Annotated in this window: 19 protein-coding genes and 1 tRNA gene; 8 read left to right on the top strand and 12 right to left on the bottom strand. The window is 39.4% G+C overall.

The window, feature by feature from the left end; genetic code table 11:
- Nucleotides 1-24: 24 nt before the first annotated feature.
- The gene (gene radA / locus IQ247_RS20070) at nt 25-1569 is read right to left on the bottom strand and encodes a DNA repair protein RadA (protein ID WP_193922884.1); all 1545 of its coding nucleotides are present in this window, start codon (nt 1567-1569) and stop codon (nt 25-27) included.
- A 176-nt stretch (nt 1570-1745) separates the two neighbouring features.
- Between radA and rpaB the strand changes: the two genes are divergently transcribed.
- From rpaB to IQ247_RS20085, 3 genes are all read left to right on the top strand, one after another.
- A complete protein-coding gene (gene rpaB / locus IQ247_RS20075) occupies nt 1746-2474 on the top strand; it encodes a response regulator transcription factor RpaB (RefSeq protein WP_193922885.1) in 729 nt (242 codons plus the stop codon).
- A 135-nt stretch (nt 2475-2609) separates the two neighbouring features.
- Complete coding sequence (locus IQ247_RS20080; RefSeq protein WP_193922886.1) at nt 2610-3266, top strand: cofactor assembly of complex C subunit B; 657 nt, start codon at nt 2610-2612, stop codon at nt 3264-3266.
- 292 nt (nt 3267-3558) lie between these two features.
- Entirely contained in the window at nt 3559-4080 is a 522-nt protein-coding gene (locus IQ247_RS20085; protein WP_193922887.1) for a DUF456 domain-containing protein, read from the top strand.
- A gap of 390 nt (nt 4081-4470) precedes the next feature.
- On the opposite strand, the gene IQ247_RS20090 is transcribed toward IQ247_RS20085, so the two are convergent.
- From IQ247_RS20090 to IQ247_RS20105, 4 genes are all read right to left on the bottom strand, one after another.
- Nucleotides 4471-5250 carry an LEVG family PEP-CTERM protein gene (locus IQ247_RS20090; protein WP_193922888.1) on the bottom strand — a complete coding sequence of 260 codons (780 nt, stop codon included), beginning with the start codon at nt 5248-5250 and terminating at the stop codon, nt 4471-4473.
- A 550-nt stretch (nt 5251-5800) separates the two neighbouring features.
- Nucleotides 5801-6598 carry an LEVG family PEP-CTERM protein gene (locus IQ247_RS20095; protein WP_193922889.1) on the bottom strand — a complete coding sequence of 266 codons (798 nt, stop codon included), beginning with the start codon at nt 6596-6598 and terminating at the stop codon, nt 5801-5803.
- Between the two features lie 653 nt (nt 6599-7251).
- On the bottom strand, nt 7252-7890 hold the full coding sequence (locus IQ247_RS20100; protein ID WP_193922890.1) for a response regulator: 639 nt from the start codon (nt 7888-7890) through the stop codon (nt 7252-7254).
- Nucleotides 7891-7986: 96 nt separating this feature from the next.
- Nucleotides 7987-9186, bottom strand: coding sequence for a sensor histidine kinase (locus tag IQ247_RS20105; RefSeq protein WP_193922891.1), 1200 nt, complete (start codon nt 9184-9186; stop codon nt 7987-7989).
- Between the two features lie 185 nt (nt 9187-9371).
- On the opposite strand from IQ247_RS20105, the gene IQ247_RS20110 reads away from it, so the two are divergent.
- From IQ247_RS20110 to IQ247_RS20120, 3 genes are all read left to right on the top strand, one after another.
- Nucleotides 9372-9773, top strand: a complete 402-nt coding sequence (locus tag IQ247_RS20110) for a hypothetical protein (RefSeq protein ID WP_193922892.1) — start codon at nt 9372-9374, stop codon at nt 9771-9773.
- Between the two features lie 55 nt (nt 9774-9828).
- Complete coding sequence (locus IQ247_RS20115) at nt 9829-10104, top strand: hypothetical protein (protein ID WP_193922893.1); 276 nt, start codon at nt 9829-9831, stop codon at nt 10102-10104.
- Between the two features lie 154 nt (nt 10105-10258).
- A complete protein-coding gene (locus tag IQ247_RS20120) occupies nt 10259-11107 on the top strand; it encodes a sterol desaturase family protein (protein WP_193922894.1) in 849 nt (282 codons plus the stop codon).
- A gap of 231 nt (nt 11108-11338) precedes the next feature.
- Here the strand turns inward: IQ247_RS20120 and fba are convergent, their stop codons facing one another.
- From fba to pdhA, 4 genes are all read right to left on the bottom strand, one after another.
- Nucleotides 11339-12418 (bottom strand): class II fructose-bisphosphate aldolase, encoded by a 1080-nt coding sequence (gene fba / locus IQ247_RS20125; RefSeq protein WP_193922895.1) that lies wholly within the window; start codon nt 12416-12418, stop codon nt 11339-11341.
- A gap of 305 nt (nt 12419-12723) precedes the next feature.
- Nucleotides 12724-12795 (bottom strand) — tRNA-Lys (locus tag IQ247_RS20130).
- Nucleotides 12796-12856: 61 nt separating this feature from the next.
- Entirely contained in the window at nt 12857-13726 is an 870-nt protein-coding gene (locus IQ247_RS20135; RefSeq protein ID WP_193922896.1) for an aldose epimerase family protein, read from the bottom strand.
- A gap of 218 nt (nt 13727-13944) precedes the next feature.
- The gene (gene pdhA / locus IQ247_RS20140; protein WP_193922897.1) at nt 13945-14979 is read right to left on the bottom strand and encodes a pyruvate dehydrogenase (acetyl-transferring) E1 component subunit alpha; all 1035 of its coding nucleotides are present in this window, start codon (nt 14977-14979) and stop codon (nt 13945-13947) included.
- Nucleotides 14980-15635: 656 nt separating this feature from the next.
- Between pdhA and IQ247_RS20145 the strand changes: the two genes are divergently transcribed.
- Nucleotides 15636-17927, top strand: coding sequence for an IMS domain-containing protein (locus IQ247_RS20145; protein WP_193922898.1), 2292 nt, complete (start codon nt 15636-15638; stop codon nt 17925-17927).
- Between the two features lie 351 nt (nt 17928-18278).
- Here the strand turns inward: IQ247_RS20145 and IQ247_RS20150 are convergent, their stop codons facing one another.
- A complete protein-coding gene (locus tag IQ247_RS20150) occupies nt 18279-18821 on the bottom strand; it encodes a hypothetical protein (protein ID WP_193922899.1) in 543 nt (180 codons plus the stop codon).
- Nucleotides 18822-19426: 605 nt separating this feature from the next.
- Here IQ247_RS20150 and IQ247_RS20155 point away from each other — a divergent pair.
- Nucleotides 19427-19681 (top strand): CopG family transcriptional regulator, encoded by a 255-nt coding sequence (locus IQ247_RS20155; protein WP_193922900.1) that lies wholly within the window; start codon nt 19427-19429, stop codon nt 19679-19681.
- Between the two features lie 31 nt (nt 19682-19712).
- On the opposite strand, the gene IQ247_RS20160 is transcribed toward IQ247_RS20155, so the two are convergent.
- Both IQ247_RS20160 and IQ247_RS20165 read right to left on the bottom strand, forming a co-directional pair.
- Nucleotides 19713-19871: a hypothetical protein gene (locus IQ247_RS20160; RefSeq protein WP_193922901.1), complete on the bottom strand. Its 159-nt coding sequence runs from the start codon at nt 19869-19871 to the stop codon at nt 19713-19715.
- A gap of 25 nt (nt 19872-19896) precedes the next feature.
- On the bottom strand, nt 19897-23091 hold the full coding sequence (locus IQ247_RS20165; protein ID WP_193922902.1) for an efflux RND transporter permease subunit: 3195 nt from the start codon (nt 23089-23091) through the stop codon (nt 19897-19899).
- Nucleotides 23092-23161: the final 70 nt, after the last annotated feature.

Raw genomic sequence — 23161 nt, forward strand, 5'->3', positions numbered from 1 at the left:
TCTCCCCATCTCCCCATCCCCCCATCATTCCTCCATCTCCTCATCCATTTCCAAATCTTCATCCGTTAGCGTCTGCTGTGGTATGGCTGCAATAATTGCGTCTATGACTTTAGAAACTTGGACAATTTCTATATCTAATTCGGGAAATTTTTGCCCTTTGGGGACAATCGCTCGTTGAAATCCTAGTTTCGCTGCTTCTTTTAACCGTAGTTCCATTTGCGATACTGAACGTACTTGTCCTCCTAAACCGACTTCACCAATTAATACGGTACCTGAATCTACAATCCGATCTCGAAAACTAGCAACGATCGCGATCGCAATTCCCAAATCTACTGCTGGCTCTTCTACATTTAACCCCCCAGCAGAAGCAACGTAGGAATCCAATTTGGACATGGGAATCCCGACTCGTTTTTCCAATACTGCCAAAATTTGCACCAAACGACTGTAATCTACTCCGGTGGTGGAACGACGGGGAGAAGAGTAACTAGTCGGACTTACTAAAGCTTGTAATTCCACAACAATCGGACGAGTACCTTCACAAGCTACCACAATAGCAGTACCCGGTGCTGGGTCGTCGCGACTACCTAAAAATAATTCACTGGGGTTGGGAACTTCCCGCAAACCGTTGGCAACCATTTCAAAGATACCAATTTCATGGGTAGCACCAAAACGATTTTTTACGGTTCTCAATAATCTATGGGAAGCAAACCTGTCTCCTTCAAAATACAGTACGGTATCAACCAAGTGTTCTAGAACTTTCGGACCGGCAATGGCTCCTTCTTTGGTAACATGACCTACAATTAACATAGTGATATCTTCATTCTTGGCAACTTTCATTAAAGCCGCAGTACATTCACGTACCTGTGCTACCGAACCTGGTGCAGAAGTTAAGGCTGGGAAAAATACCGTTTGAATACTATCAATTACCGCTAAATTTGGTCTGAGGGATTCAATTTCCTTGAGAATTTCTTCTAAATCGGTTTCCGGTAAGATATATAAATCACTCTCAACTTGGACAATTTTACCGTTTTTTTCACTTGCTTTAATCTCTTCTACTACCGGAACCTTGCCATTGCCATTTGCTTCTTCATGCTGTTGCTGAGCAACCCCCAAACGCGAACCTCTTAATTTCACTTGTTGTCCGGATTCTTCCCCCGATATATAAAGAACCCGATATTGTTGAGACAATGCATTTGATACTTGTAATAGCAGAGTAGATTTACCGATACCGGGGTCGCCTCCAATTAACACCATAGAACCCGGAACCACCCCACCACCTAACACCCGATCTAATTCTCCATAACCAGAACTCCAACGTTCAACTTGGCGATCGCTAATTTGGTCTAACCTTAAAGAAGCTCTGGGTTTAGCTGGTTTGTTAGCAGTTTTCTTCTTACTCATCTGAGAGTGCCAAGCACCCACACCACGAGAAGGTATATCAGTGGAGCTTTGTACAGCAATTTCCTCTTCCAAGGAGTTGTAAGTTCCGCAAGCCGGACACTTACCAAACCATTGAGGAGTTTCTGCACCACATTGAGAGCAAACGTAATGGGTTTTTGGCTTTGCCATTCTTAATCTTATTAAATAATCGTGAATATTCTTAATTTTGTTTTAAATTTTTGACCAAACAAAAATCTAATAATAGTAATAGTTGTAGGTTTTCACTAATTAATAATTGGAATGATATCTTAATAAGATGGTACTAAAAATTAATCTTGAAAAACTTTAGTTAAGGAGCGTTGAGATTGGAGAGTCATAAAGAAAAAATCCTGGTAGTAGACGACGAAGCCAGCATTCGCCGGATTTTAGAAACGCGCCTTTCAATGATAGGCTACGATGTAGTCACGGCTGGTGATGGGGAAGAAGCTTTAGAAACCTTTCGTAAAGCAGTCCCAGACTTAGTAGTTTTAGATGTCATGATGCCCAAGCTAGATGGTTACGGTGTCTGTCAAGAATTACGTAAGGAATCAGATGTCCCTATTATTATGCTAACAGCTTTGGGTGATGTCGCAGACAGAATTACCGGCTTAGAACTCGGTGCTGATGACTATGTAGTAAAACCATTTTCTCCCAAAGAGCTAGAAGCTCGCATTCGTTCGGTATTACGACGAGTAGATAAAACTGGTGGTTCAGGTATTCCCAGTTCTGGGGTAATACACGTAAGTACGATCAAAATCGACACCAATAAGCGCCAAGTTTACAAAGGTGATGAACGCATTCGCTTAACGGGAATGGAATTTAATTTACTAGAACTCTTAGTCAGTCGTTCGGGAGAAGCTTTCTCCCGGTCAGAAATTTTACAAGAAGTTTGGGGATATACACCAGAACGTCATGTAGATACCCGCGTAGTAGATGTACATATTTCCCGTTTACGAGCCAAATTAGAAGATGATCCTTCAAACCCAGAATTAATACTCACCGCCAGAGGTACGGGATACTTATTTCAACGCATCATTGAACCAGGGGAGGAATAAGAAAAGATAGTGAGGAGTTAGGAGTCAGGAGTGAAGAGTTAAATGTAATACGGTGCTTTTCTTGTGTTCAACTTGAAATCACAATCCCGATTCTTAATTCATAACTCATAACTCATAACTCATAACTAGATAAAAATGGCAAATCAAGACCCCAACCGCTTTTTGAGGCGTCTACCGATCATTGTAGGTGGGCTAGGCGCTGTACTTTTGTTAATTAACCGTTTGCGATCGCCAGAATTAAGCCCATCTCAAGCTCGTGCTGATGTGCTTGGTGTAATTTTAAGTGCCGTTTTAATATTAACGGGTTTAATTTGGCAGCAAGTACAGCCGCGAACTCCGGATAGTGTAAAGCTTATAGGTGAAGAAGGTTTTTTTCTCGTGCCAGATTTGCCTGATGCCGTAAAAACAGAATTAGCTTGGGCATCTCATTTATTATTGACCAATACAGTAACTCGTTGCGTAGTAGTCTACTATCAAAGCAAAGTTTTGTTACGTCGCGGAATCTTGGGAGAAAAATCAGTTGTGACACCAGGAGCAATATTAAAACGAGTTTTAGAAAAGCATCAGCCAGTTTATTTAGTAGATTTAAAAGTGTATCCCGGAAGAGTTGAATTTGACTATTTACCAAGTAATACTCAAGGTGTAATTTGTCAACCAATTGGTCAAGAAGGAGCTTTAATTCTAGGAGCGCACGCTCCACGTAGTTATACTAAACAAGATGAAAAATGGATAGCAGGAATTGCCGACAAATTAGCAGTTACTTTAAACGAGGGAATGGGGAATGGGGCATAGGGGACAAGGAGATAAAAGAAAATAGTAACTATTAACTCTTTAAATCTAAAATCCAAAATCATTTAACTCCTAACTCCTAACCCCTAACTCCAAACTCCAAACTCCTAACCCCTAACTCCAAACTCCAAACTCCTAACTCCTAACTCCAAACCCCTAACTCCAAACCCCTAACTCCAAACCCCTAACTCCAAACCCCCAACTCCAAACTCCAAACTCCTAACTCAAAACTCCAAACTCCTAACTCAAAACTCAAAACTCCTAACTCAAAACTCAAAACTCCTAACTTAAAAATATGCAACTTATTTACGGGTTATTGATTGCCTTAATGCTTGTGGGTATTATTGGTGCTGTGGTTCCTGGTATTCCGGGAACTAGTTTGATTTTAATTGGAATTATTATTTGGGGATTTATTAAAGGTTCCTTTGCTGCTATCAGCTTACCTTTGATTGTTACCGGAGTCGTTTTACTATTGAGTATGGGAATTGATTTTTTTGCTGCATACTGGGGAGCGAAAAAAGCCGGTGCAAGCAAATGGGGACAAATTGGAGCAATGGTTGGTTTAGTAGTAGCCTTTTTCGGATTATTACCACCTTTTTTAGTAGTTGGTGGTCCGTTGATCGGAATTTTTATTGGACCACTTTTAGGAGCAATTATTGGTGAATTCATTTATCGAAGGGATTTATTAATCGCAATTAAAGCCGGTTTGGGAATTGTTGTAGGTAGTTTAATTGGAAATATCATTCAAGGTTGTTTAGCCTTAGCAGCAGTTATAGTTTTTGTTGTCACTACTTATTCTCAGGTATTTGTAAGTTAAGCTTTTATCTTAATTATGAATAATTTAACGTGATTTAGAAGTCGGGTTTTTATTAAAAAAGCCGACTTCTCACCCGATGAGATAATCAGAAGTCGGGTTTTTAGGATAATTGTCTTTTGTAACCGATATTCAAAGAAAAATTCGACTTCTCACCCCACGAAACAATATTAGACATCTGATGGAAATGAAATATGTGTTAACCGAAACCCTTGTAGAGACGGGAACCCTTGCGTCTCTATATTCTTTATCGGAGATGTCTATTCGATACAAAATAAGAAACCCGGTTTTTTAAAACCAGGTTTCTGCAATATATCGTAAATATTTTAGTCGATAAAAAAAAGAAGCTTCAAAAAATTATTTACTATGGTGGTGCTTAGTTAATTTAAAAAACTACTTCTTAAACTTTTGACGCTTCTTCACACCAAACATACCAGCTACAGCTAAAGCACCAAGACTAAAGGTGGTTGTGGGTTCAGGTACAGCTTTAACAGCGGATAAACTTACACCATCACCAGTTTTAGAAAAGCCTTCAGTTCTTGGCTGACCCAATTGTAGAACAAAAGAACTGACATTCTTCAAGGTCAATGTTTGAGTATTTCCGTCAGGTTTTGCTGCTAATAACATATCTTCGATTTTCTGTCCGTTGACTTCGAGGATACCGCTAAACCCAGAAGCTTCTACATCAAATAAGTCTAATACAATTTGGTCAAACTCTTTCGAGAATTCAAACAAGAAGCGACCTACTTCTAACTCTCCTTTTTCAGCAGGATTAAACTTTCCATCTTTTCCTTGTTCATAAGCTACACTACGTAGCCAAAATTCTCCTTCTCCTTCATTAGTTCCTAAATCTTTAGCAGAAAACTTAATACCGGAACCATAATCATTTTCAGTTCCTTTTTGATCAACAAATAGTCTGCTCAGTCCATAAATTGGGCTTTTATTATCAAAGTCATAGTGCAAACTGGTGACTGAAAAACCGTTTTTTGAAGTGTCAATACAGTTTTCCCCAGCAAGACATTGGTATCCTGAATCGTCGTTAAATAGTCCTTGATTTTTTAATATAATTTCACCTTCTTGACTAGGAATTAATGAGGCAGCATGAGCAGCAGGTGCAGCAGCTAACCCTAATCCTAAACCAAAAATTGCAGCAATAATGTTAAACTTACCCATGATTTCCCTTCTTCTCTTTTTCTTCTCTTTGTTGTAGTAAGGAGGCAATTAATTTATTTTTTCACCTCTTAACTAATCACTAAGTTAATAAACAAACTTGCAAAAACGTAAGTCCTAATCAGCAGAATTAATTCAAACTTTATTTTGAGAGAAAAATCGAATATTCTTCCGAAAAATTACCATATTGGATGTGTGATTAATTATCCATAACCATTTTGGATTTACTATTTATACCGAAGAAATACTAGATTTTTTAGTTTTACTTTCAGATTAATAAATAATTATTTAGGTAATAACTAGGAAATTTAGATAGGAATCCTGATATTTTTCAAGCAAAAAAAATTGAGTAGCCAGATAATTTAACTGCTGAAGTTAGATTATCTATCTACTCAATAAAAGTTTAAAGAGAAGGGAATTTTTTTAATTAATAAATATAGATGTGGCTGACCTGATGAATTTTACATTATTTCATACCAAGTAGGGTTTAATTTAGTTTAGTAGTAAGATGCGACCCTTAGTCCAGGAAGTAAAGGTAAATCACTAATTGGATTTATGCTTTTTGAGAAGCTCTTTTGCGGCTTTTTAAGGTAAGAATTCCAGCGACTGCTAAAACGCTCAAACCAAAAGTGGTTCCAGACTCAGGTACGCTGACTGTTAATGCGACACCATCACCAGTTCTTTTAAAAACGCTCTCTGGACCAGGTTTACCAAGTTGAACTACGAAATCTTTGACATCTTTTAATACTATGGTTTGAATGTTGCTATCAGGCCCTGCGGGAAGTAACATATCGAGCAAAGCTTGTCCGGTAAGTGCAACTCCGTTGACTTCGATAATCCCAGTAAACTTTTCGTCCTCTGTATCAAAGAAGTCTAGTCTGACTTCACTAACCATTTTACCTAAATCGAACTTGAAGCGACCAACTTCTAAGCGTCCATTTTCAAAAGGAACCAGATTACCATTACTATCTAAGACGTTAGCTACAGGACGGAACCATGTCTGTCCAATCAGTGGATTAGTTCCTTCGTCCTCAGCTTTGAATGTGATTCCGAAAGCTTTTAATTCGGGGTTTGTGGTGGTTCTGTCATCAGCAAACAAGCGGCTTATACCAAACTGTGGACCTTTACCATCGAAGTCATAATCTAAACTCTCAACTGTGTAACCAAATGGAAGGGTGGTTGTATCAATACAGTTAATACCGGGTAGACAATCAAGGTTAGTAAGCTTGATTTGACCTTCTGTTTGAGGAACTAACGAAGCCGCTTTTGCTTCTGAAATTGATGCGGTAGCAATACCTAAACCGAGAGTGGAAATTGCGAGTGTTTTTACTAACTTGTTAAAGCTTTTCATTTTAATTACTCCAGAAAATACTGATTTTTTAAAGTCTCTCTCGGATACTTGGTGTGTGTGTTTCCTCGTATCCATATTTGTATAGTATTTCGGTGTACGTGAATATGTCATCCTTTATCCCTAGGATTCATGACAACTTAATCTTGGTAATAAATTAAGGTAAATTACTTAACTTAATACGTATTTTAAATACAATATGTTGCGTAGTTATTGTCATAAAAATAGCTGTTGATAAATCAGTAATTCGGATGCTTTGTTAAAGCTTATAGATGTTTAGGGCAAAACTTGATAAAAAATCAAAGATTAGCAAATTTCTCGTAGTTTAATAAGTCTAATTTCTGCAAAAAATGTGGTGCGAGTTGGCAGGTATAAGACGTAAAAAACAGAATTTTCTCGGACGATCAAGTTCCCAGATGATTTCCCAATAAATAGCATTATGCTCTTAAACGGTTAGAAGATTTAGAAAAACGATTGCGAGATGCTGGGATGGAGCCTTAGTTAATTATGGCTTTGTCAAACCTGAATTTTTCGTGAGGGTTAGAAATCGGGTTTTTACTAGAATTGTCTGTTACTAGAGATATTTATCCTAAAAACCAGACTTCTGTGCTATTCGTGGAATTTACGTTAATTATAGATCGGCAGCCAGAGCCAAATTAATTATCTACACTCAACAACGAACTGGCAATAATTGCAGCTTGAGTGCGATCGCGCAAATTTAGCCGATTCAAAATTCGGGTAATATGATTTTTAACTGTTTTCTCAGTAATATACAAAGTTTCGGCAATTTCACGGTTGCTAGCTCCTTTAGCAATTAATTTCAAAATATCGAGTTCTCTGGGTGTCAGTTCGTTCCAACCAGGGGGTGTGGATTTAGAAGCAACGGGAATTTGTCCCATAATTTTTCCCAATCCTGGTCCTAGTTGAGTATATCCTTTGTATACCATGCGGATGGCTTGGGCAAGTTCTTCTGAAGGGGTGTCTTTGAGCAAGTATCCCGCAGCGCCATAATGCAATGCTTGAGCTACATAATCTTCATCAGCAAAAGTAGTAAGTATGAGAACTTTTGTGTTACTAAATTGTTGACAAATTTGACGAGTTGCTGCTACACCATCCATAATTGGCATCCTGATATCCATCAATACAACATCGGGATACAGTGATTCAACCTTTGCGATCGCATCAATCCCATTTTCCCCTTCTCCGACTATTTCTAAATCTGCTTCTAATTTGAGTAATGCTTTGAGTCCACGACGAATTAAACTTTCATCGTCAACTAGTAATAAACGAATCATATTGATTATGGATTATGGATTTTAGATTTTAGATTTGTTTTGTGGAGATGTGATACATCGCGTCTTTTCCTCATATTATTGAATACATTGCATATTTTAATTTAGAGGAACGGTAACAATAATTTTACATCCGCCATTTGGTGTAGTTTCAATATTGAGATTACCCCCAATAGCAAGAGTGCGATCGCACATACTTTGTAAACCAAAACCTGTTGTATTTTTATTAATTTTAAACCCTTTGCCATTATCTTGAATAATTAATATTATATCCGTTGTTGTTTGAAGACTGATTGTTACTTCTGTCGCTGATGCGTGCTTGCAAATATTTGTTAAAGATTCCTGAATAATTCGATAAATAGCAACTTTAATTTCATTTTTAACTGTGGATTGTAGATTAATTTCTAGAATAGTTAAAATCCCGCTCGAACGTTTAAACTCCTTCACCAAATTTGCGATCGCTTCTGAGAGGGATAATCCAACAAGTGGGTCAAATCGCAATGTTGCAATCGATTGACGTACTTCCTTCAGGGCATTGGAACCCAATTGTTTAGCTTCCATCAGAAATTCTGTTGCTTCTTCTGGGTCAGTTTTCCATAGTTTTAAGGCAGCTTCTAAATGTAAATTGGAAACCGTTAAAGCATGACCAACTGAATCGTGAATATCGCGAGCAATACGATTACGTTCCTGAACTGTGGCTAATTCTTCAATTTTCAAAGCATACTCTCGTAACTGAGCATTGGCAACAGCTAGTTTTTGCCGACTTTCAAATTCTTGAACTATCGCATTAACTGCCATCTGCATAAAAACTGTGCTAATTCCTAAGATTAATACAGAAACTAATAATACCAATCCCAGTTGTTGATTAATTGCCAGAGGTTGAACCATATTAATATATTTGGCTCGATATAATTGGGTTACTAAAGCAAAAATCATCGCCAAGCTACTAACTATTGAGCGAGTAACACCCTCAAATATCAAACAATTACGAGCTATCAAAACTAGATAAAGTAGGGGAACAACTAAAATTCCTCCTACCATTGAAGCCAGGATGATTAAAATAAATTCAAAACCAGTATAGATAATTTTATTCTGTCTATTTTTCGATGGTAATTTTAAGCCGATAATTCCAAATATAAGCAAACAAAATAAATTTATTAACGGCATTCTCGGTAAACGCGATGCCAAGCTAAACCAAGAAGATAAAACTTCACTACAAATTATAATACCCAGCAAAAACCACTCAAAATAAAGCAAAAACCGTAGAGGATATTTTCGGTTTTGAAGTAGGAGAATCATGCAACAGATTCAATAATTGTTCTACAACAAATCAATATAACTTTTATGAAGCCAAGATACCAGGGAAATCGGTCATTAGCTAAACAGGGACTTTAGTCCCTATCAAATTGAGGACTTCAGCCTCATGTGTTGGAAGTCTTGTAGAGCTTAGGATGTAAACATCGAAACAGCCAAGGAAACGCAAGATGAAAGGTACGCTAGTTTCAATGTTGACAAGTGCAATGGTATTGACCACAACGACAGTTGTTCAAGCCCAAACCACACCTCTAACCCAGATGTTTCCTGCTCTATCGGGAGTTTCACTAACTCAAGAACAGCAAACCCAACTAGAAAAGTTAAGTGAGCAAACCCTCTCAGAAGTTACCAATCTTCTCACGGAAGAACAGAAAACACAATTCCAAGCAGCATTAGCAGCAGGTAAAGGGGTAAGGGTTGCCGTATTATCTGTAAATCCTTCTACCCAACAACAAAAGCAAATACGTGGGATTTTGCAAGCGAAAAAAACTCAAATTAATAAAACATTAACCTCGCAACAAAAACGGCAGGTAATGCAAAATTTGTGGTCGCTTCAACAGCAAGGCAATTAATTGACTTGCAATTGAACAAAAAAATCAACCAATAAATTTAACAACGGAAAAAATCATGAAATCTCTTCTTAGTCTTTCTTTAATTGGGTTAGCTTTAACTGCATTTACACCATCAGTTTTAGCTGGGCAAACCACAACCCGCACTGGTCCAAATGGTAAAACTCAGACCACCAATCGTACCTATGGAAATGGGCAGCAAACCACAACCCGCACTAGTCCAAATGGTAAAACTCAGACCACCAATCGTACCTATGGAAATGGGCAGCAAACTACAACTCGCACTGGTCCAAATGGTAAAACTCAGACCACCAATCGTACCTATGGAAATTAGATAGTAACCCTATCATTAAGTATTTTTTACTTAAAGTTTTTCAAATTAATTGTCCGTGATATCAGCAGTAGAGATTAGAGATTGAGGATGACACTCTACTGCTTTTATTTCATCCCAAAAAACCCAATTTAAACCTAATTAAAATTGAAAACATATGAATTATGCAAATTTATCTCTCAAATTTTTCCCTTTCTTCTTAATTCTGATTTTAATAGAAATAATTTTAATTGTGGGATGGAAAAAACAAAAATATCCCTGGAAAGAGAGTTTTATTTCATTCCTAATTGCCATTGGACATCGCATCTCACAAATAATTCCCACTGCTGGCTGTTTAATATTTGCTTGGAACCATCGCATTTTTACGATTTCCCTCAACCATTGGTGGAACGTTGGATTACTTTTTCTAGGGATAGAATTTTTCTACTACTGGTTTCATCGTGCATCCCACCGTATTCGTTGGTTTTGGGCTAGTCATGTCGTCCATCATTCACCCGAACATTTTAATCTTTCAGTAGCTTATCGTTTGGGATGGACAGGGGGAATATCCGGTAGTGCCATATTTTTTATGCCACTAGCTTGGCTGGGTTTTGAACCATTAACGATCGCGATCGCACTTTCCCTAAATTTACTCTATCAGTTCTGGATTCATACTGAGTTAATCCCCAAGCTGGGTTTTTTGGAATGGGTTTTCAATACTCCTTCCCACCATCGAGTTCATCATGCATCCAATTCTGAATATATCGATCGCAATTATGGAGGTGTTTTAATTATTTTTGACCGATTGTTTGGTACTTATTCTGACGAAAATATATCAAACCCACCAATATATGGGTTAACTCATCCAATTAATTCTGATAATCCATTGAAAATAGCTTTACATGAATGGATACAGATTTTAAAAGATATAGTTTCGACTCATTCTTGGAAAGAACGCTTTTGTTATGTATTTGCTTCCCCCGATTGGAAACCCAATCATATTTCCTTATATAGTGGTAATTCATGAATTACAACTACTTTCCTCTTCGTTTTGCATAAGTGCTGAGTTATTGCTCCCTACTCCCGAACGAACTACTCCCTATTCCCTAGATTACAAGTGTTTAACCAGACATAATATTACTTCATAAAAAAACCGGGGAACAATACTTACCCGGTTCGGTCATTCTTTTGAGAATCCTCAGTAATTTAGGGACACCCGATTTGTAGTGTCCCTATTTACTTGTTTATTTAATTAAAATTATACTTTAGCAGCAGACTTGGTTTTAGCAGCAAGTTCACCACTAGCATACTTAGCAGCAAACTCATCCAAAGGAATTTGCTTAATCTTGCTAGCATTTCCAGCAGTACCAAAGGCTTGATATCTGTCTAAACAAACCTGCTTCATGTACTTAATGGAAGGCTTGAGGAAGTGACGGGGGTCGAAGTTGGATGGATCTTTCGCAGCAGCTTCGCGGAAAGCCGCAGTAATAGCCAAACGGTTATCGGTGTCAATATTCACCTTACGTACACCGCTCTTAATACCCTTCTGGATTTCTTCCACAGGTACACCGTAGGTTTCAGGAATCTTACCACCGTACTGGTTAATCATATCTAACCACTCTTGAGGTACGGAAGAAGAGCCGTGCATTACCAAGTGAGTGTTGGGTAAGCGATTGTGAATTTCTTCAATACGACTGATTGCCAAAATTTCACCAGTAGGCTTACGAGTGAACTTGTAAGCACCGTGGCTAGTTCCAATCGCAACTGCTAGCGCATCAACTTGAGTTCTTTCTACAAACTCAACAGCTTCATCAGGGTCAGTTAAAAGTTGTTCTCTGCTGAGTTTTCCTTCAGCACCGTGTCCATCTTCAGCTTCACCCATGCCAGTTTCCAAAGAACCCAAACAACCGAGTTCTCCTTCTACACTAGCACCAACGGAGTGAGCTACTTTCACAACTTCAGCGGTAACACTCACGTTGTACTCAAAACTAGCTGGAGTCTTCGCATCAGCTTCAAGGGAACCATCCATCATGACGCTGGTAAAACCGTTGCGAATTGCAGAATAGCAAGTTGCAGGGCTGTTACCGTGGTCTTGGTGCATCGCAATGGGAAGATGTGGATAAGTTTCCACTGCGCCTAAAATCAGGTGACGCAGAAAGTTTTCTCCCGCATACTGACGCGCACCACGAGAAGCCTGTAAAATCACAGGGCTATCAGCTTCTTGAGCAGCCTGCATAATTGCCAGGATTTGCTCCATGTTATTCACATTATAAGCCGGGATACCGTAGCCGTTTTCAGCAGCGTGGTCAAGCAGCAGACGCATTGGTACGAGCGCCATAGATATTCCTCCTAGTTTGGTTATTCGCTAATCCGTTGAAGACAAGCGTAATCTTTACAATTAATCTTAAGATAATTTTCAACTTATAGGAAATTATAACTATTCGTGGGTAACTATAAAAAAAATTTTCTATTCTAAGGTCGAAGGTCAAAGGTTAAAGGTTAAAGGTCTAAGGTTAAAGTTCCTAAAGTTCCCGAAGTAATTCTATCTCCCCTTTTTCTTGTCCGAAGCAAGAAAGTGAGAGATAAAAATATATAAAGAACATTTTAAAAAATACATGAAGATATTATGTTACTATCTTTACATGGGTAGCCTGGGATTCGAACCCAGAACAAATCGGTTAAAAGCCGAGTACTCTACCATTGAGTTAGCCACCCTTCGCGTTTTGCGCGACTAATGAATAATAGCACACAACCCTAGCCATTTGTAAAGGGGGTGCTAGGAAAAATTTGCTATGAGCCGAATTATTGTTGATTGAGTAGCACCAGGTTCGACTATAGTTAAGTTTTCTCCGGTATTCATAGCATTACGCGGTCCGCTCCAAGGTTCCAAACAATAAAAGTCTTTACCTTTAACTGTCCAAAATACCAAAGTTGAAAAATTATCGTCGTATTCCAAGGTAATTTTTAAGTTACGACCTTTATCTGTAACGCTGGCAGATTTTCCACTGAGTTTGTTAAATGCAACATCAATTTCATCGCGGCTAAAATCGAAATTACCGTTAAACGGGTGAATTTCCGGGCTACCTTTCTCTTGGAACTCAATAGAGGGAATATCAAACTCTAGCTGACTTTTGTCGTGGGTTAAGAAATAAGGATGAAAACCCACCGAGAAAGGCATTGGTTCCGAAGACTTGTTGGTAACTTCTTGGACTATTGTTAGCGTATTACCATGGAGTTGATAGCTAAAATTGACCTGAAAATCAAAAGGATAAACTTTTTTGGTTTCTTCGTTGCTGTGAAGAGCCAACTTGAGACAAACATGATCAACAGTAACTTCCTCACTCACTCCCCAAGGTAAATTACGAGCAAAGCCGTGTTGTTTGAGCGTAAATGTTTGACCGTTTACAGTGTAAGAATCTTCAGGTAAATTTCCGCAAATAGGAAACAAAATCGGATTCCCACCGCGAATGCTCATTTCCGGGTTCTTGAATCGTTCCTCATCCAGATAAAAAACTTCTTGACCGTTAATCCGCCATTTTGTAATAATACCGCCACGCTTGGGCAGCACTTCCAACTGAGACTGAGATTTTTCATCAGTCAGAATATAAGTTTCGTACTGTCTTTGTTCGACATCTATAGTAAACATAATTCAATAATTGCGAATTGGACGGAGAATAGTTAGGAGTTAGGAGTTAGGAGTTAGGAGTTAGGAGTTAGGAGTTAGGAGTTAGGAGTTAGGAGTTAGGAGTTAGGAGTTAGGAGTTAGGAGTTATTACTTATTACTTAGCATCACCCCATCACCCCATCCCCCCATCACTCTACCATCCTACCTTTGACCTTTGACCTCTAACCTTTAACCTTTGATTACTCGTCTTCAGCGAAGATAAAGCGATACAACTCGCCCGGGTCGGGTTCGGGACTGCTTTCGGCGAATTGCACTGCTTCGTCAATGGTTGCTTGAATTTTGCGGTCTATGTTTTTTAGTTCTTCTTGAGAAGCTAAATTTTGTTCGACTAGATAGGCGGCAAACTTCTTAATCGGGTCACGAGAAAACCAAAATTCTTTTTCTTCCTTACTACGCATTTCATCTGGATCTGCTAAAGAGTGACCCCGGAAACGGTAGGTAAGTGCTTCGATTAAAGTCGGACCTTCTCCAGCACGAGCGCGTAATACTGCGTCCGTAGCAACGGAACGGACTGCTAATACATCCATTCCATCGACTTCAACCCCAACCATACCGAATGCGCTGGCTTTTTTGTAAATTTCTGGTACAGAAGTAGCGCGTTCGTGGGACATCCCAATTGCCCACTTGTTATTCTCGACCACGAAAATAATCGGCAGTTTCCATAGGGCTGCCATATTTAGGGTTTCATAAAATTGACCATTATTGCAGGCTCCGTCGCCAAAAAAAGCCGCCGTTACTTGGTCTGCGGTTTCATCTCCCATGACTTCACGACGATACTTGGTTTGAAAAGCTGCTCCTGCTGCTACAGGAATACCCTCAGCCACAAAGGCATAACCACCTAAAAGACGATGTTCGGCGGAAAACATATGCATCGAACCACCGCGTCCTTTGCTACAACCTGTTGCTTTACCAAATAACTCAGCCATCACCTCTTTGGCAGGGACTCCCGCACTCAAAGCATGAACGTGGTCGCGATAGGTACTGCAAACGAAATCTTCACCCGGTCGCATAGCTTTGATTACACCGCTAGCAACTGCTTCTTGACCGTTGTACAGATGAACAAAACCAAACATTTTGCCTCTGTAATACATTTCGGCGCACTTGTCTTCAAACAGTCGCCCCAAAACCATATCTTCGTAAATTCGCAGACCTTCTTCTTTGGTTATTTGCGCGGTAGTCGCGTTGAAATCGGGTAAAGTACGTTCTTGAATCATTATTTTTCGTAAAAACTCCGTGGTAACACTTAAAGGTATGATTTTAGTAAAGTGACTCTATATTGCCAAATGCACAGGATTTACTGTTAATTTAGAAGACTTTGCTAAATCTTTTAATCCTTATTCTATAAGTAGTTAGGCTGCTATCAGCTTATAGATTACTGTTTGAGGATATCAATATTCTGCATTTTGGTTAACAAATCAAAAACAGGCAATAATAAATATCCGGAATATCTCTGTGGATATTTGTACTTAAGTCACAATTGTGATAGTATCTTTTTCTCGTTTGGGGAAAAGTCTTTGTGTACTTTGCTATTGTTACTCATCGTACACAAGTATTGTTGTGCAAATACAAAGTTTATATGTAGTGTGTATTTAACAATGTAATTGTCAGCAAGGGTGATATCTTCTAATGTTATGGGGGCATAAATACGAATGTTAAACTAAGCACATTTAACTATGATGGGAGGTCGAGTAAAACTTTAATTTACATTCGTTTATAAGGGCTTAACTCTATATTAAGGGAGGTATAAGTAAAGTTGTTGCGATACATACTTGTAGTGTGCAGTCACTGGGTTATTATTATGGCACGGTTTTACAAGCCCAAGATTTATTAAGAAAACCTTATTGATGAAAGCTGAGCGGGGAAGTAGGCTGTGCAAATTCCGCTGGATTATTACCGAATTCTAGGAATACCGATGGCGGCAAGTGATGAGCAGTTGCGTCAGGCATATAGCGATCGCATTGTTGGATTGCCGCGACGCGAATATTCCTCCGAAGCAATTGCATCTCGAAAAAAATTTATAGAAGAAGCATACGTGATTTTATCAGATCCAAAGGAACGCAAGGAGTACGACCGAGTTTATCTGACACACGCTTATACTCCTGAAAAAACGGGTGATAGTAGTGTAGCGGTCGAAGAACGGGGAATGGACAGCAAAACAGATGTAAAATCTACGACTCTGGGCATTGACATTTCACAAGATGAATTGATTGGTGCTTTATTACTTTTGCAAGAGTTGGGAGAATACGAACAAGTTTTAAAATTAGGTCGTCCATACCTAGTTAGTAAAAATGGCAAAGTAGTGGGTAATTTGGGTGAGTCTTCCAGGGAAGCACAACTGACCCCTGAACAAACTGCTCAACGTCCGGATGTGGTTCTCACCGTTGCTTTAGCCTGCTTGGAATTAGGTCGCGAACAGTGGCAGCAAGCTCATTATGAAAATGCTGCTGTCTCCTTAGAAACTGGGCTGGAACTGTTATCCAACGAAGAGTTATTTCAAAGCGTTCAAGCTGAAATAGAAGCAGATTTGCACAGACTGCGACCTTATCGAATTTTGGAATTGTTGGCATTGCCAATGGAAAAAACTGCCGAACGACAGCAGGGTTTACGATTACTCCACGAAGCACTCGATCAACGCAGTGGGATTGATGGTACTGGCTTGGACAAGTCGGGTTTAAACGTCGATGATTTTTTGCGATTTATTCAGCAACTGCGCCACTATTTAACAGTTGCCGAACAGCACAAGTTGTTTGAACAAGAAAGTAAGCGTCCCTCTGCTGTCGCCACATACTTGGCTGTATATGCTTTGATAGCACGAGGATTTACTCAACGTCAACCTGCTTTAATCCGTCAAGCAAAACAAATGTTGATTCAGTTGGGTAAACGTCAAGATGTACACTTAGAACAATCTTTGTGTGCTTTACTTTTGGGACAAACCCAAGAAGCGACTCGTGCATTGGAATTAAGTCAGGAGTACGAAGCTCTCGCTTTTATTCGAGAAAATTCTCAGGATTCCCCTGACTTGCTTCCCGGACTGTGTTTATACGGAGAAAACTGGTTACAAAATGAGCTATTTCCTCATTTTCGGGATTTGAAAAACCAGCCAGCTTCTTTGAAGGAATATTTTGCCGATACTCAGGTACAGGCTTACTTGGAAGCTTTACCCAGAGAAAATCACCAGTCTGCTCCCCCGAATCAACCGAATCATCAAAATCATCAAAGTAATCACAATTCTAATGTCGTTTACCGTTCATTTAATAACCATAGACAAACACCACCGGGATATTCTCAAAAGACAATTACCGATGCTGTTAGTAAACCTACTAATGGAGTAACACCCATTAACGAAACACCCACACCAGCGGCACCACTTCCCACAACAGAACGTTTCATTCGTCGCGATCGCACTCCAAATAATCCTGCAAGAATGACTACGGGTATACCAACGGAAACCAACAGTCATAGAAGACGCAAGCGCAGCAATATCCCTAACCCTCAACGTGCTGCTGGAGGTACGACTCGCATCCCCAGACAAAGACGACGAAATGCACCAAGCAATTTACAAAAAAGAACCCGTTTTATTTTGCTCGCCTTGGGTTCTTTATCGGGTTTATTAGTTTTATGGTTATTAGTAGGTGCTGGTGTCGGGCTTTTGCAAAATATATTCTTCCGCGAACCAGCTTTGCAAGGAGAACAACTAAATATACAAATAAATAAACCAGTAATAGAAATACCAGATCCGAACAGTCAAACCGCTTTGGATAGCGGTACTTTAACAAAATCTTCCGCAGAGGCAATAGTTAATACTTGGCTATCTACCAAAAAAACTGCTTTAGGACCAAATCATGAGATTGAAAGTTTAAACAACATCTTAGTCGGTACATCCCTTGCTAGTTGGCAAATAGTTGCTCGGCAAGATAAAGCCAATAACCGCTATCGAACCTTTGAGCATAGTGTGAAAATTGAATCCGTCGATACAGTTCCCAACAACCAGAATCAAGCTGCGATCGAAGCGATTGTGAGTGAGCAAGCGAATTTCTATGAAAACGGTCAAGTTAATGAACAAAAGTCCTATAACGAAACCTTACGAGTCAGGTATATGGTGGTTAAAATCGACGGCAATTGGCGTATTAAGGATATGTCAGTAGTGAATAAAGTTAGTTGATTTCTAGCGTTGAATAGCATAATTATTCAACTTAAAAACTTTTTATAAGTTAATTATGTCTTGCTCATTTAGCTAAAATCTGAAGTCTTCATTGCACAAACTTTGGTTAGCTGAATGCTTCAATTATCAATTTTATAAGTACAATACACTCTTTGAAATAAATTTATAGCTTGACTTAATCAAGTTGCTAAAAATACCCCCAGGCTTACAGTCTGGGGGCGTTTTTATTGAGGAGTTAGGATTATTTTTGGATTATTGAAAAATTTCGTTTGAATTAGATATTGCTGGAAACATAGCAATGCTACGTCTCTACATTATTATCTAAGTTAATGGGTAAGCCAGATTAACAACTTAGGGATTATAATCCATACCATAACCTACCGTATCGCTAAACCTTCTTAACATTTCCATATCGTGATTGAACTGACTTATTGGATTTGAACCATTAGCAGTCGGATTTTCATTACTTTGATTAGCACGCCATTGTAATAATGTTCTCTTCTGTGCAGGAGTTAAGACACTTTCCATTTGTTTTTGCGAATATAGCATAATAGTCCGCAATTGATTCTGCTGTTGCTGGGTAAACAGAATAGATGCAAAAACTTGTTGAGGATTGTTACCCACTTGCAAATCATCTTGGATTTTTTGGCGTTGCTGGGCTGTCAAAACGTTTTGAATCTGGGTGCGAGTTTTGGAGCGAATTACATTGATTGCGTTGATTTGCTGTTGAGATAGTTGTAAGTTTGGCAGATTTTGACCACGAGCTTGAGAAACTTTTTGTGGTGCATTAGAGTTAAGTTGGGCGTTGGCAGCTAGGGGAAGGATAGTAAAAGCTGATGAAGCAGTAGCTAATACTAAGGTAGCGAATGTCATAGCACGCATTTTGTTAAACATGAGAAAAATTACCTTTGAATTTTGGGTTATGTATTGTTTGTCTGGAGTAACTAACCAAAATTACGCATAAGTTATATTTGTTAATAATTCAGGTTATATATATTACAGTTATCAGAACAATGAAATTGACTGGATACAATGCTGTTATCTGGACTATAAGAAGTGAACAGCCGATGCAGTCGTATATTGCCGAAGAAATATACTTAGTAATATAATTTATATTTTTTTAAATATATATACATAAAAGTGCAATTAATTAGTAACACGGTGCGCTCACGGCTAACGACCTATCACAGCTTAGGAGAAAAATACGGATATTGAATAATTCTTAATAATCAGGCTTAACAATGTTTACTTTTGACTTGTACGTGACAACAATTCAAAGATTTTTAATTGATTAGTTTGGCGTTCTAATTGATTGTTGGGCTACGGCATCCGCATAATTATTTCGTTATGATTAAAAATTTTTAAGCCGTAACCCAACCTACTGTCTTTACTTCTTTCCTCTGTGTTCTCTGCGTCAAGTATCGGTTTTTTTCTCGGTAATATAAAAGCCGGGAAGGGAGTAGCTATAATCTAATTACAAAAAGAGATTGGATGATTCTATGGCAATTACGCTTGAATTAACTCCAGAAATTGAAGCGCGTTTGATAGCTCAAGCAGCAGCGCAAGGTATGACAACGGAGGCTTTTTTGCAAGCTGCGATCGAAAATTTACTTAATGCCGAACCTTTGGTATACCAAGTTGGAACAACTTTAGTTGTTCAATCTACTCCCATTAGTAATTTAGAAACTTCTGTCGAACAAATGCGCTCCGAACGAATCAACAGCTTAATTGCGGATTGTGAAGGTTATATTTGATACTTCAGCATTAGTGGCTGCTTTTGAAACGTCAAATATGAAAACGACCAAAGCTTGTGCGATCGCTTTGGTTTAGATTAGATTCATTTGTAACATCGTAAAGATATACGCCAATTCCTATACCAATAACGAAATTCAGACCGACGGCAATAGCAATTACAATCTTTTTTTTATCTGAAGTAGACATCATGTTTTTATCTCCTAAATAACTTTTATCAAGATACCTCAGTCTTCGGAGTTAATATCAAATATAAACAAGGCACTACAACCAATGCAATCAAAGTAGCGGCGAGTAAACCGAAGATAATTGCGCTACACAAGGGCATCCAAGTTGGGTCGCTCAAGGCTAGGGGAATTAAACCAATGATTGTAGTGATACTAGTAGTTAAAACGGGTCGTAGGCGGTCGGCGGCTCCTCTAGCGGCGGCTAATCTAACTTTCATTCCTTCTTGCTGGTAGCTGTTCATGGTATCAACCATAACAATGGCATCGTTAACTACAATCCCCACCAAGGCAATAATGCCGATAAAGGCTGAGAAAGAAAAAGGAATTTTCGCTAAGTAAAATCCGCCGAAAGTACCAATCAAAGCGAAGGGAATCGCGAGTAAGATGATAAACGGCTGTCGGAAGGAACCGAGTTGCAGTACTAACACGGCAAATACTAAGAAAACAGCTAAACCGAGTGCTTGTCCTGCGGAACCAAAGGTTTCTGCTTGATCTGCTGTCTCACCCCCGAAGCTGTAGCTATAGCCACTAGGCCAGGACTTTTTCATTTCTTCTAATTTCGGTTCTAAATCTGCGAGAATTTCCCCTACAGTGCGGCTTCCATTCTTCGCTAACACCGTCGCGGTGCGTCGTGCATTTCTCCGGGCAATGGAAAGAGGAGCTTGTGCTTGTACTGGTTCAACAACGGCGCTTGCGGAGATTAATTCTTCGTTGGGATTATCGGTAAAAAAGCGTACTGCCAGTAATTCATCTCTACGAGTGGGTCCGCCAACTCTACCATTACGAGAAGGCCAAGCCGTACTCAAACGGATTTCTAAGTCTTCTTGATTGCCACCAACAGCAAAATTACCAACGTCGATGGCTCTGGTATAATACTGGGCTTGGGTAGTCAGTTGTTCTTCAGTTAACCCGTAAAAACTCAATTCCTCGCGTTTGGGTATCAAGCGTAAATCTGCTTGCAAAGTCCCCAAGCTATCCCGGACATCAGTAGCACCGGGAATTTGCTGTAACTCCATCTGCACTTGCTGAGAAATTTCGCGCAGTCGAGTTAAATCGGTACCAGTAATTTCAATTTGAATCGGGTCGCCGCTTTGCCCGGATTGTTGGGCATTTAGTACCATTGATGCCCCTGGATATTTATCTACTACTGCTTTTAATTCTTCACGCAAATCATCTAAGTATTCATAAGAAATTTTTTCTCTTTCGTCTTCAGGAAGCAAAACTCCAGAGAAACCAAGTAAATAGCTACCTTCATTTGGTTCTAGTTCGCCGGATGATACTAAATTACTGCGTTGACCGACGTATTTAATGACGCTTTCTAAGTAATCTTTCTCGCGTAAAATTTCTCCTAAATCATCGGCAAATTCTTGGGTAACATTCAGAGTTGTAGTCGGAGGTAATTCTACGTTGACGCTGAAGTTGCGCTGATCGGATTGGGGAAAAAATTCTACGGGAATTTGAGTAAAAGCGTATACAGCACAGGCAAATAAAGCGATTGTTCCTAATGCCCAAGCACGGGCTGTAGCTTTATTTTTTACGGTGTAGTTAAGACTCCAGCGTACCCAGCGTTCGGATGCACGTTCGCTGAGTCGGTCAATACGAGATTTTTTTTCACCACCTTTGACATTGGCTAACAAATAGCGAGATAGGGGAATATCTACGAGAATGGCGATCGCAAAACTCAACACTAAACAAATAATTGCGGCAATGGGTAGCAACTCGATAAATTTACCCAAGGTACCGCTAATCGCCATCAACGGTGTCAAAGCTAAAATTGTTGTCAACTGCCCCGCAAAAGCTGGTCCTGCATAAGTTTTCACTGTTTGCAATGCTGCTTGATCGAAGCTCAAACCCTTGACAAAAATCGCTTCATGCATTCCTTCCATCATCAAGATGAACACATCCACCAAAATTCCCAAAGCCAACACCATGCCAATTAGCACCATGTTGTTGAGAGTTTGACCCATCAGCCACAGAACCGCTAATGCTCCTAAAAACGTCAGCGGAATCGAAAGTCCGGCTATCAAAGCTTCGCGCCAGGAAAGAGCAATAAATAAGATGACAAATACCGCAGCCATAGCCTGCAAAGCATTTACGAACAAATTACCCAACTGCTCCCAAATAATTTCCGATTCATCGGCAATAATCCGGTATTCCAAACCAAAAGGCCAAACGTTAGCATTTTGCTTAATTTCGTCCATTGTTTCCAGGACGCGATTAATTACCTCAATAGAATCTTGACCCGGTACTTTTACCACCCCAATACTGACAACAGGCTGATATTCTTCCCCTCCGGTACTAATAAAAGCGCGGGTGTTTTCTTGTTCGAGTTCCCGACTTACAGAAGCAACTTCATTTAAGCGGACAACCCGTCCAGATAGACGTGCAATCGGCAATTGTTGTAAATCCTCAACTGTACGAAAGCGACCGTAGAATCTTACTTGTGAACCAATAACATCGCTTTCGATTTCGTTGAGAGGAACATCTCGGTTAGCAGCGCGAATTTGATTGGCTACCGTAGTCGGTGAAATACCCAACGCAGCTAAACGAAAGGGATTCATTTGCACGCTGACAACTTCTTCCCTAGCACCACCAAGATTTACTTCACTGACTCCACCCACCTGTTCCAAACGGTCTTGGATTTCTTCAGCAGCTTGAGAAATTACTGTTGCGTCGATATTACCGTACAGCGCTAAGGTAATAATAGGAGCATCATTAAGCGAAACTTGCTGTACTACAGGCTCATCAGCATCTCTAGGTAATTCCGGTTCTGCTTGAGAAACCGCTTGTCGTAACTCTTGAATTGCTTCTTCTGTATTGGCATCACTGGTAAACTCGACATTGATTACCGAGAAACCTGTATAAGAAGCACTTTGAATCTGGCTAATATTTTCCACCGAAGTAATTTCAGTTTCGATTTCGTCAGTGATTTGCTGCTCAATAGTTTGGGGGTCAGCACCAGCCCAGGTAGTAGTAATAGTTGCAACTGCAATATCAATATCCGGTTGGGATTGTTTGGTCATGGAAAAGTAGCCCAATACTCCGCCAATCACCATCAATAAGCTTAAAAGAATAGCGAAAATAGTGTTTAAGAAAAAGAAACGTTCTAATCGTGAAGGTTTGCGGACATTAGGAATTTCTTTTTGGTTTTGTGAGGAGTGTGTGTCTTTGTTTTCTAATCGCATCGGAGTAATCTATTTTTTTAACGCAGCGTTAGCGTTCACGCGGAGCGTGCGGCTCAGCGTGTCCGCTAGG

The organism is Plectonema cf. radiosum LEGE 06105 (assembly GCF_015207665.1).
Classification (GTDB): domain Bacteria; phylum Cyanobacteriota; class Cyanobacteriia; order Cyanobacteriales; family Nostocaceae; genus Rivularia; species Rivularia radiosa_A.

Coding starts and splice junctions, on each gene's coding strand:
- IQ247_RS20135 (WP_193922896.1), bottom strand. CDS start 13,726: ATGTTTACTATAGATGTCGAACAAAGACAGTACGAAACTTATATTCTG.
- IQ247_RS20120 (WP_193922894.1), top strand. CDS start 10,259: ATGAATTATGCAAATTTATCTCTCAAATTTTTCCCTTTCTTCTTAATT.
- radA (WP_193922884.1), bottom strand. CDS start 1,569: ATGGCAAAGCCAAAAACCCATTACGTTTGCTCTCAATGTGGTGCAGAA.
- IQ247_RS20110 (WP_193922892.1), top strand. CDS start 9,372: ATGAAAGGTACGCTAGTTTCAATGTTGACAAGTGCAATGGTATTGACC.
- pdhA (WP_193922897.1), bottom strand. CDS start 14,979: ATGATTCAAGAACGTACTTTACCCGATTTCAACGCGACTACCGCGCAA.
- IQ247_RS20160 (WP_193922901.1), bottom strand. CDS start 19,871: ATGATGTCTACTTCAGATAAAAAAAAGATTGTAATTGCTATTGCCGTC.
- IQ247_RS20155 (WP_193922900.1), top strand. CDS start 19,427: ATGGCAATTACGCTTGAATTAACTCCAGAAATTGAAGCGCGTTTGATA.
- IQ247_RS20100 (WP_193922890.1), bottom strand. CDS start 7,890: ATGATTCGTTTATTACTAGTTGACGATGAAAGTTTAATTCGTCGTGGA.
- IQ247_RS20080 (WP_193922886.1), top strand. CDS start 2,610: ATGGCAAATCAAGACCCCAACCGCTTTTTGAGGCGTCTACCGATCATT.
- IQ247_RS20105 (WP_193922891.1), bottom strand. CDS start 9,186: ATGATTCTCCTACTTCAAAACCGAAAATATCCTCTACGGTTTTTGCTT.
- IQ247_RS20095 (WP_193922889.1), bottom strand. CDS start 6,598: ATGAAAAGCTTTAACAAGTTAGTAAAAACACTCGCAATTTCCACTCTC.
- IQ247_RS20115 (WP_193922893.1), top strand. CDS start 9,829: ATGAAATCTCTTCTTAGTCTTTCTTTAATTGGGTTAGCTTTAACTGCA.
- fba (WP_193922895.1), bottom strand. CDS start 12,418: ATGGCGCTCGTACCAATGCGTCTGCTGCTTGACCACGCTGCTGAAAAC.
- IQ247_RS20165 (WP_193922902.1), bottom strand. CDS start 23,091: ATGCGATTAGAAAACAAAGACACACACTCCTCACAAAACCAAAAAGAA.
- IQ247_RS20085 (WP_193922887.1), top strand. CDS start 3,559: ATGCAACTTATTTACGGGTTATTGATTGCCTTAATGCTTGTGGGTATT.
- IQ247_RS20150 (WP_193922899.1), bottom strand. CDS start 18,821: ATGTTTAACAAAATGCGTGCTATGACATTCGCTACCTTAGTATTAGCT.
- IQ247_RS20090 (WP_193922888.1), bottom strand. CDS start 5,250: ATGGGTAAGTTTAACATTATTGCTGCAATTTTTGGTTTAGGATTAGGG.